The organism is Allobosea sp. TAB14 (genome assembly GCF_052113865.1).
In the GTDB taxonomy this organism is placed as follows: Bacteria; Pseudomonadota; Alphaproteobacteria; order Rhizobiales; family Beijerinckiaceae; genus Allobosea; species Allobosea spartocytisi.
Genome location: NZ_JBFRDQ010000165.1, coordinates 1 through 9,344, shown reverse-complemented (window position 1 = coordinate 9,344; position 9,344 = coordinate 1). Strand labels below are relative to the sequence as shown.

The window sequence follows — 9,344 nt, the reverse complement described above, 5'->3', positions numbered from 1 at the left end:
CCAGCACACTCTCGCGAACGCGCCGGGCCAGCCAAGCTGGCTGTCCCGGCGCTGTGGATCGCTCATGCGACTAAGAAGCCGGCATCAACTGGATCGTCGCGGTTGATGGTCCAGCGTGCCGTGCCAAGTAGGCCAGCTGTGCCCTTCACAGTGGGGCGCACGGCGCGCGTGCCGTTCAGACTGGCTTCGCCAACCAGGCAACCCTCGAAGGTGCCGGAGCCGAGCAGGCCTTYGGAGCGGATCGGCTGCTGCAGCTTCATCAGGCCGCGCGCCTCGAACATCGCCATCATCGCGCTGGTGCCCGTGCCGCCGGGCGAACGGTCGAGCTGGCCGGCCGAGAAGACGTGGACGTTCTTGTAGAAGGCGCCCTCGATCGTCGGCTCGTGCCAGAAGGTGACGAAGTTGAAGTTGTTGATATGGGCCGAGGCCGGGTGCTGGATCGCAACCTTCTGGCGGAGTTGCTCGCGGGCGATGATGCCGAGGCGCGAAAGCTCGGAACCGTTCTCCGGCGAGATCCGGAGCGAGGTGCCGCGCAGGTCGATGATCCCGAAATAATTGCCGCCCCAGACGATGTCGGCCTTGAGCGAGCCGATGCCCGGCAGGTCGAACGGTACGTCCTGCGCCGCGACATAGGCCGGCACGTTCTCGAAGCGGGTCCAGAGCACCTCCGGGCCGTCATTGGCGACCTCGGCCGTCACCAGCCCCGCGGTGGTCTCGAAGCGGATGGTGGTGCGGCCGTTCTCGCCGCGCCGGACGAGGCCGAGCGCGACCATCGCCATGCCAACCGCGATCGTGCCATGGCCGCACATATGGGAATACTGGGTGCCGTCGATATAGATAAGGCCGGCATCGTAATCAGGTCCCGACGGCGGCGTCAGGAAGACGCCGAACATGTCCTTGTGCCCGCGCGGCTCGCGCATCAGGGCGCAGCGCAGCCAGTCATAATTCTCCTCCAGGAAGCGGCGCTTCTCCAGGATGTTCGATCCRGCCGGATAGGGAAYCCCGCTATGGATGATGCAGAGGGGCTCACCCTCGGTATGCGTGTAGACGACGTCGAAGACATTCTGCTGGCGCATGTGCGGCTCCTTGGGAAAACAGCTGGTCGAGGGGTTAGCGGCGTCGCTCCGAGAGCACGTCGAGGCCGATGGCGAGGTCGAGCAGCACGATCACGAMGGCGGCGACGATGATCGTCAGGCCGGAGACCGCGGCGATGGTCGGGTCGATCGTGTACTGGACGTAATTGAACAGCTTGACCGGGATCGTGGTCAGCTCAGCCGTGGTGTTGAAGATGCTGAGCTCGACATTGATCCAGGAGGCGATGAAGGCGAAGATCGCGCCGCTGACGAGCCCGCTGCGGATCTGCGGCAGGGTCACCAGGAAGAAGGTGGTCAGCGGCCGGGCGCCGAGATCGGCCGAGGCTTCCTCCAGGCTTTTTTGCTCGTCGGTCAATTGCGGCAGCACGGCACGCAGCACGAAGGGCATGATGATCACGACATGCCCGACGAGCAGTGCCGGGAAGCTGCGCACCAGCCCGATCGCGCTGCCATATTGCAGCAGCGCCGCACCGAGCACGACATGCGGCAGGATCAGCGGCGACATCAGCGTTTCCGCGAGGAGGCCGCGGCCCGTGAAGCGATAGCGGGCGATGGCGATCGCAGCCGGAACCGCCAGCAGTACCGCAACGATGGTCGCGGCGACGGCGAGCAGCGTGCTGACCAGGAAGGCCGAGACATAGGACGGGTCCCCCAGCATCTTGCCGTACCAGGCGAGCGTGACGCCCTGCGGCGGGAAGGCGAGGAAGCTGGTCGTGGTCAGCGACGCCCCGACGAGGACGACGAGCGGCAGCGCGAGATAGGCCAGCGCGGCGAAGGAGACGATCCGGATGAGAGCCGACACCATCTCAGGCCCTCCTCGGCTCACTGAGCCGTCCGGCGATGGCGACGAGCGCCAGCGTCAGCACCAGCATGGTGATGCTGAGCGCACCGCCATAGTTGAAGTCGAAGACCGAGCTGTATTGCTGGAAGATCAGCATCGAAAAGACGGTGATCCGTCCGCCGCTGAGCAGCGCCGGCGTGACATAGGCRCTGACCGCCAGCATGAAGACCATGACGGCGCCGGMCATCAGGCCGGGCAGGCTGAGCGGGAAGATGATGGTGCGGAAGGTGGCGGCCGGCGTCGCGCCGAGATCGGCAGAGGCATGTTCCAGAGCCGGATCGACCTTGGCCAGCGCATTGCCGACCGCGAGCACGATGAAGGGCAGCAGGATGTAGACGAGGCCGATCAGGATGCCGAGCTCGGTGCCGAGGAAGCGCATCGGCCGCTCGATCAGGCCGAGCCCGATCAGCCCKTCATTGACGAGGCCGTTGCGGCCGAGCAGCACCATCCAGCCGAAGGACCGCACGATGTTGCTGGTGAAGAGCGGCACGACCAGCAGGATCACGCAGAACCGGCGCCASGGCCGCCATTGCACGATGCGGACGAGATACCAGGCGAGCGGATAGCCGATCAGGATGCAGACCAGCGTGGTCAGCGCGCCGATCCGGAACGTCACCCAGAGCACGTCCCAGTGATAGGCATCGGCGAGGATGCGGACAYAATGCGCGAAGGTCRGCTGGCCCGCSGGCGTCGTCAGGCTCGCGATCAGGACGACGACCATCGGCGCCAGGAAGAAGGCGACGAAGAAGGCCCCSGGCAGGGCGCAGAGCAGCAGGACCGGGCGCAGCGCTCGGCTCATCACGCATCCCCCGGCACGAGGCGGAGGTCGGCGAGGCGGATAGTGGCGAAGACGGGCTGGCCYACGCTCAGGYCGGCMAGTGCCGACGGCGCGAGCCGGGCGGCCAGCRTGGTGCCGCYGAYGGCAAGGGCGACCGAGGCGTGGCTGCCGACATGSACGATCTCGGAAACGACGGCCGGSAGMGCGAGGCGCCCGGCAACGGGCTCGGCCGTGACGAGGATATCCTCCGGCCGCAGCACGCCGGTGAGTTGGCCCTGCGGCGCATCGGCGGCGGGAAGCGTGATCGCACCGTCGAGCAGCGAGCAGCTGCCGTCGCCGCGTCGTTCGACCGCCAGAAGGTTGGCATCGCCGATGAAGTCGGCGGCGAAGCGGGTCGCCGGCTGCGCATAGATRTCCTGCCCCCGGCCGATCTGCTCGATCCGGCCGCGATYCATCAGCACGATCCGGTCGGCCATGGTCAGCGCCTCCTCCTGRTCGTGCGTCACGAAYAGGAAGGCGATGCCGAGCCGGTGCTGGATCTGYTTGAGCTCGCCCTGGACCTTCTTGCGYAGCTTCAGGTCGAGTGCGCTCAAGGGCTCGTCSAGCAGCAGCAATTKCGGCCGGTTGACGATGGCGCGCGCCAGAGCGACGCGCTGCTGCTGGCCGCCGGAAAGCTGCGCCGGCAGGCGCGCACCGAAGCCGGCGAGGCCGACAAGCTCCAGTGCTTCCACCGTGCGCTTGACCGTCTCGTCCTTGGCGACGCCCTGCCGGCGCGGGCCATAGCCCACGTTCTCAGCGACGCTCATATGCGGGAAGAGCGCATAGTTCTGGAACACCGTGTTGAGCGGGCGCCGATAGGGCGGCAGCTGCGTCACATCCTCGCCCGCCAGCCGGATCGCGCCGGCTTCCGGTGTCAGGAAGCCGGCGATGCAGCGCAGCAGCGTGGTCTTGCCACAGCCCGAGGGGCCCAGCAGCGCGATGAATTCGCCCTGCTCGACGGCGAGTTCGATCGCCGTCAGCGCTGGCTGTCCGCCGAAATGCTTGGACAGGCCGTCTATGGCGAGGATGGGGCTCATGCTGCGGCTCGCGATGCTCGTTGCCATCAGCTCACTTGCGGGCGATCTGACGGTTCCATTCGTCGACGACGCGCGCGCGCAGGCCGTTGATCTCGGCCCAATCGAAGAGCTGCAGGTTCTTGACCGAGCCGGTCTCGCCCCAGGGCAGCTTCCGGGCGGTCTCGGGCTTCACCACGACGTTCTTCACCGACGGGCCGAGATAGAGCTTCTCGGCCAGACAGCCGGAGGCTTCGGGCGTCAGGGCTTGGTTGATGAATTTGGCCGCGGCCTCCTTCTTCGGCGTGCCCTTGACCAGATGCAGGCGGGCATCGGTCGCCCAGGCGCCTTCCTTGGGCACGACGAAGCCGATCGGCAGGCCCTTGTCGGCGAGATCCCAGGCGCCGACGTTGAAATGCGCGCCGATGATCGCYTCGCCGCTCTGATAGGCGTTGGTCGCGGCGCCCGAGGAATCGAAGAACARCGCRGCCTTGAGKTCCTTGATCTTCTTGAAGGTCGGGGACAGATCSCCGGMCGGATGGCCCCAGATCTTCGAGAGGAACATCACGAAGGGCACGCCGGATGAATTCGCCGGGGAGGGGATGGTAACGGCGTCCTCGAACTCCGGTTTCCAGAGATCGTTCCAGGAGGTCGGCGCGGCCTTGACCTTCTGGGTGTTGTAGGTGAGCCCAAGAGAATAATAGCCGGTGCCGACCGCATAGGTGGCCACGCCGCTCTTGTAGATCGCTTCCGGCAGGGTGTTCGCGAGATTGGGGATCGCCGCCGGATCGAGATTATCGGTCACCGCSGCGGCGAGCGCGAGTTCGCTGATGCCGCCATCCATCCAGGCGACGTCGATCGTGGGGGCGGACTTCTGCTGCTGCAATTTCGCCAGGGTGACGGTCGAGGTGCCGATCTCGGCATTGACGGCGATGCCGGTCGCCTTGGTGAAGGGTTCGGCAACACAAGCCTTGAAGGCGTCGCCCCAATTGCCGCCATACCAGGCGACGGTGATCGACGAGGGCTGCTGTGCCAGCGCTGGAGCGGTGAGCAGGGTGGTGGCGAGCATAGCCGCGGCCAGCCGGATGGGTCGGGTCATCGTCGTTCTCCTCTGCCGAGCGTCTTTGCGCTTTTGTAGGAACATGTTGGCGCGGAGGCAGCAAAAGGCACTAGAATGCGCCGGCCCAAAATTTGAATAATCACGACATGAGCAGCGTCCAGCTCCATCACCCCGTCAGCGACCGGTCGCAGCCCAGGGCTACGCCCGTCTCGCGGCTGCGGATCGGCTTCCTGCTGCTCGACCAGTTCACGCTCGCCGCCTTCTCCGGGCTCATCGATGTCTTGCGGCTGGCAGCAGACCATGGCGGACGCAGCCGCCAACTTCATGCCAGCTGGACGGTGATGAGCCTCGATGGGGAGCCGCGCCGCTCGAGCTGCGGCGTCTCGGTCACTCCGAACGCGGGCCTGCTCGAGCCCGCYGGTTTCGACTACATCGCCGTCTGCGGCGGCAACGACTATCTCAACGACGCCCTGCCCGACAGCTTGCTCGGCTATCTGCGCCGCGCAGCGACATCGGGTGTCCGGCTGCTYGGCATCTGCACTGGCACCTTCGCCATCGCCCGGGCCGGCCTCGCCGGCCCGCGCCGGGTCTGCGTGCACTGGAACGTGCTCGACGCGTTCAAGGAGCGTTTTCCCAAGGTCTCGGCCGGGGTCGAGCGACTCTTCATCGACGAGGGCGACCTGATTACCTGCGCGGGCTCGACCGCAGCAATCGATCTCGGCCTTTATCTCGTTGCCCGCCACTGCGGCCGCGACAAGGCCCAGCAGGCGATGCGGCACATGATGCTGCAGGACATGCGCCCGGCCGAGATGCCGCAGGCGCATTTCTATGCCGAGCTGGCGCCCAATCTCGACGTCAGGGTGCAGCAGGCGGCGCAGTTTATTGAGCAGCGGCTCGACAATCCCCCGCCGATCGCCGCCGTCGCGCGCTATGTCGGCGTCAGCTCTCGCCAGCTCGAACGTCTGTTCGGTGCCTCATTGGGGCAGAGCCCGGCGGCCTTCCAGCGCAAGCTTAGGCTCGACTATGCGAAATGGCTGATCCTGAACAGCAAGCGCTCGCTCACCGACATCGCCATGGGCACGGGCTTTGCCGACAGCGCCCATCTCTCGCGGGACTTCAAGGCGTCATTCGGAGAAACGCCGCGCGCCCTGCGCCAAAATAGGTAGGGCAGCGTGCATTGGGTGCTCGATTGCCTTTTAAAAAGCTAGTGTCCTCTTTCCGGAGGAAGCTTGATGTCCGCACGAATCATAAATGCGGAGGTGCGCCGCGTCCGAAAATCCACTTTCGGCGTTGCTCCCCTCTAGCGAAGCCGATCTGGTTTGCGTTGCYGTGGCTCCTATCAAAAGTCTCGTCGAACGGAGGATCCGTTCGGCTGCGCGGCCCCTCCGACATTGTCAGATCACGGGTGGGCGATAGGGCGCGGCCGCCCGCAGCGACAACCGGACCGATGCCGGGGACCGCACTCAAGCCGATGCCGGCAAGCCACGCACTTGAGGACGGCCTTTACTAGCCGGAAATTTYCCGCCCCTTGATTGTGACTGCCTCCAARATCCCGCCATCATGGCATACGCCTGTCAAACGCCTTGCCGGCGCAGGAGCCAGAGAAAATAGGGGCTTCCCAGCAGCGTCACTACGATGCCGGCCGGCAGCTCGTTGGGAAAAAGTGCGACACGCCCCAGCCAGTCCGCCGCCATCAGCAGCCCTGCGCCCATCAGCATCGCGCCTGCTAAATGCTGCACGGGGCGCGTCAGCCCGAGCATGCTCGCCATATGCGGTGCCATCAGCCCGACGAAGCTCATCGGGCCCGCGATCAGCGTACCGCAGGCCGTCAGCAGGGCAGCCGCGCACAGCACCAGCAGGCGGCTTGCCGGCGATACACCCACGGCTTTGGCCGTAGGCATGCCGAGCGGCAGCAGCGCAAGCCAGCGAGCCAGTGCCAGCAACGAAACGAAGAGGACCGGTGTCGCGACGAGCATTGCGGCAGCGATCGTCTCGCGTACCAACGACATCGAGCCCGAGACGAGCCGAAGCAGCACGAGTCCGCGCGGGTCGCCGCTGCCGACGAAGAGAGCGACGACGACCGCGAAGGCGGTGTTGATCGCAATCCCTGTCAGCAGCATCCGGGCAGCGGACATAGGGGACCGGTTGGAAAGCAGCAGGAGTAACAGGAAGGTTGCCACTGCGCCCGCGAACAAGGCACCCGTCTGAAAGAGCGGATCCAGCGGGAGGTCGAGCAGCAGCGCGCCGATCATTGCCAGCATGCCGCCGGCACCGATGCCGAGGACCTCGGGGCTGGCGAGTGGGTTGCCGGTCAGGCGCTGGATTAGACAACCTGCGCCGGCCAGCATCGCGCCGGCCGAGAGCGCGCCCGCCACGCGAGGCCACCGCCAGGGCARGAGCGCGTGGAGTTGCGCACCGCTCGCCCAYTGCCAGCCCCGAACTCCCGGCGCGAAGCTGATTGCGACGCARAAGACAAGCAGGCACAGGCAAAGGAGTGTCGCGAGAATAACCAGAGGACGGGAGGCGCGCGCATTTCGCCYGGCGCCGTCGCGGGGCAACTCACCAGAGTGGCTCAGCCGCGGCAAAAGTAGCAGGAGCAGCGGCACGCCGATGAGGGCCGTCGCCGTGCCCGCCGGGAGTTGCTGCGCGCCGATCCCGATTCGGGATGCGAGCTCGTCCGCCAGCCAGAGCAGCGCCGCCCCGACAGGCGGTGCCCAGACGAACTGGTCGCGCAGGCGCCGCGCGCCGGCCAGCCTGGTGACGGCCGGCGCCGCGAGACCGACGAAGCCGATATTGCCGACCGCGCTGACGACGAAGGCCGTTAATGCGATGGCGACGACGAGCCCGGCCAACCGGGCCAGCCCCGGAGAGAGGCCGAGAGCAGCTGTAATRCCCTCATCGAGCCCCAGCAGCGTCAGYGGCCTCAGCAGCAGGGCCGTGGCAAGAATCGCGGCAAAGAAACGCGGCAGCAGATAGGCCGTCCCRTCCCAGCCGCTCTGGGACAGGTTCCCACTGGCCCATAGATAAAGGCCCGCCACRGATTGATCGTTGAACAGGGCGAGCGCCGTAGCCACCGCTCCGCAGGTGATGTTGACGACGAGCCCGGCCAGAACAAGCCGAACTGGTGAGAGCGTGCGGCTCCAGCCGAGCAGGAAGACGAGCGTCCCCGCTGTAGCGGCGCCGGCGAAGGCAACGGCCTCGCGCGACGTCGCAAGCAGGGTCGGGGCATAGAAGGTCGCGCTTGCGATCGCCAAATAGGCTCCACTAGAAACGCCCAGCGTTGCCGGCTCCGCCAGGGGATTGYGCAGGATCTGCTGGAAGAGGAGGCCGGCCAGCGACAGGGCCGCGCCGCACAGCATGGCGACGAGGGCACGCGGAAGCAGCGCGTCTCGCAACAACAGCTCCGCCATCGCATTCCGATCCGGTGCGCGAATGATCCGCAGCCAGGCTTCCGGCGGCGCCAGCCGCGTGAGATCGAACCAGAACAGCAACAGGGCTGGCGCTGCCAGCAGCACGAGCAAGATGGCGCGGCGGGGCAGGGCAGGCGCGGGGCTCGCCGTCATAAAGCACCGTCCGGCGCTGTCAGCGCGTCGGCGAGCAGGGTTGCAAAGCGGGTGGCGGACGGCAGGCCGCCGTTATTTAGCACCTGTTCGACAACGCGGATGCGCCCCTCCCGCACGAAACGCAGTGCTTGCCAGAAGACGCTTCTGGCCAGTCGCGCGCCGGGATCTGCCAAGAGCGGTGTACGAAGCAGGAGAACACGAGCCCCTGCTTCGGTCAGCTGCGCTAGTGGAACCGGCGCGAACCCAATGGGTGAGGCCGTCTTCCAGGCGTTGACGAGCCCGAGCGCTGTCAGGATCGCGTCGAACAGGCCGTTCGCGGTATGGACCGTCACATAGCGGTCGTCGATCGGGCTCGCGAGGTAGATCGGCCTGCCGTCATACGACGCGAGCCTGGCGCGTGCCCGGAGCATGGCTTCATCATGGGCAAGTGATAGCTGGGCCGCGGCAGCCGGGACGCCCAGAAAATCCGCCAGACGGGCCGTCTCGCGCTGCGAGCGGGCAAGCAGCTCGCGGCTGGGCTGGAACACCGCGAAAGGCTCCGTAGGCGCAATGCGGCTCAGCAATGGCAGGGCCGGTGCCAGCGCCGGCGTTGCCAGGATCGCGTCCGGGGCCAGCTCCTGGATGAGTTCAAAATTGGGGGCGAACAATAGGCCGACATCGGTCACACCGGCTTGCAGCCGCGGCGTGACGGCGTAGCGATCGTACCAGCCCGGCGCGGGCACGCCGACCGGAACCCGGCCAAGCGCAAGCACGGTCTGGACGAGCCCCCAATCGAGCACGACGAGGCGCGACGGCGCCACCCAGGCGCGAGGCTCTCTGGTCTCCGCTGCAAACGCCACCGCTGGCGGCGCCAGAGCGGCCGCCGCCGCCACCACCCGAAAGCTGTCGCGGCGCGTCAGGCCCTGCGGAGCTGATCTCCCGCTCAAGCCCTCACCACCGGTAGGACAGGGTCGCGT

Annotated in this window: 8 protein-coding genes; 1 reads left to right on the top strand and 7 read right to left on the bottom strand. The window is 66.7% G+C overall.

From position 1 onward, the window contains the following. Positions 1-62: 62 nt before the first annotated feature. The 5 genes from AB4Y99_RS21100 to AB4Y99_RS21080 are packed head-to-tail and all read right to left on the bottom strand — an operon-like array spanning position 63 to position 4,864. Complete coding sequence (locus AB4Y99_RS21100) at positions 63-1,076, bottom strand: proline racemase family protein (RefSeq protein WP_441524700.1); 1,014 nt, start codon at positions 1,074-1,076, stop codon at positions 63-65. Positions 1,077-1,110: 34 nt separating this feature from the next. Then, on the bottom strand, positions 1,111-1,899 hold the full coding sequence (locus tag AB4Y99_RS21095) for an ABC transporter permease (protein WP_441524699.1): 789 nt from the start codon (positions 1,897-1,899) through the stop codon (positions 1,111-1,113). Position 1,900: 1 nt separating this feature from the next. Further along, the gene (locus AB4Y99_RS21090) at positions 1,901-2,734 is read right to left on the bottom strand and encodes an ABC transporter permease (protein WP_441524698.1); all 834 of its coding nucleotides are present in this window, start codon (positions 2,732-2,734) and stop codon (positions 1,901-1,903) included. Further along, entirely contained in the window at positions 2,734-3,789 is a 1,056-nt protein-coding gene (locus AB4Y99_RS21085) for an ABC transporter ATP-binding protein (protein ID WP_441524697.1), read from the bottom strand. Before AB4Y99_RS21085 ends, AB4Y99_RS21090 begins: the two co-directional genes overlap by 1 nt. Positions 3,790-3,820: 31 nt before the next feature. After that, complete coding sequence (locus AB4Y99_RS21080; protein ID WP_441524696.1) at positions 3,821-4,864, bottom strand: ABC transporter substrate-binding protein; 1,044 nt, start codon at positions 4,862-4,864, stop codon at positions 3,821-3,823. A 107-nt stretch (positions 4,865-4,971) separates the two neighbouring features. On the opposite strand from AB4Y99_RS21080, the gene AB4Y99_RS21075 reads away from it, so the two are divergent. Next, a complete protein-coding gene (locus AB4Y99_RS21075) occupies positions 4,972-5,991 on the top strand; it encodes a GlxA family transcriptional regulator (RefSeq protein WP_441524695.1) in 1,020 nt (339 codons plus the stop codon). A gap of 408 nt (positions 5,992-6,399) precedes the next feature. On the opposite strand, the gene fhuB is transcribed toward AB4Y99_RS21075, so the two are convergent. Both fhuB and AB4Y99_RS21065 read right to left on the bottom strand, forming a co-directional pair. Beyond that, entirely contained in the window at positions 6,400-8,388 is a 1,989-nt protein-coding gene (gene fhuB / locus AB4Y99_RS21070) for a Fe(3+)-hydroxamate ABC transporter permease FhuB (RefSeq protein WP_441524694.1), read from the bottom strand. Continuing rightward, positions 8,385-9,344, bottom strand: a 960-nt coding sequence (locus AB4Y99_RS21065; protein WP_441524693.1) for an ABC transporter substrate-binding protein, incomplete at its 5' end; no start/stop codon positions are given. The genes fhuB and AB4Y99_RS21065, both read right to left, overlap by 4 nt.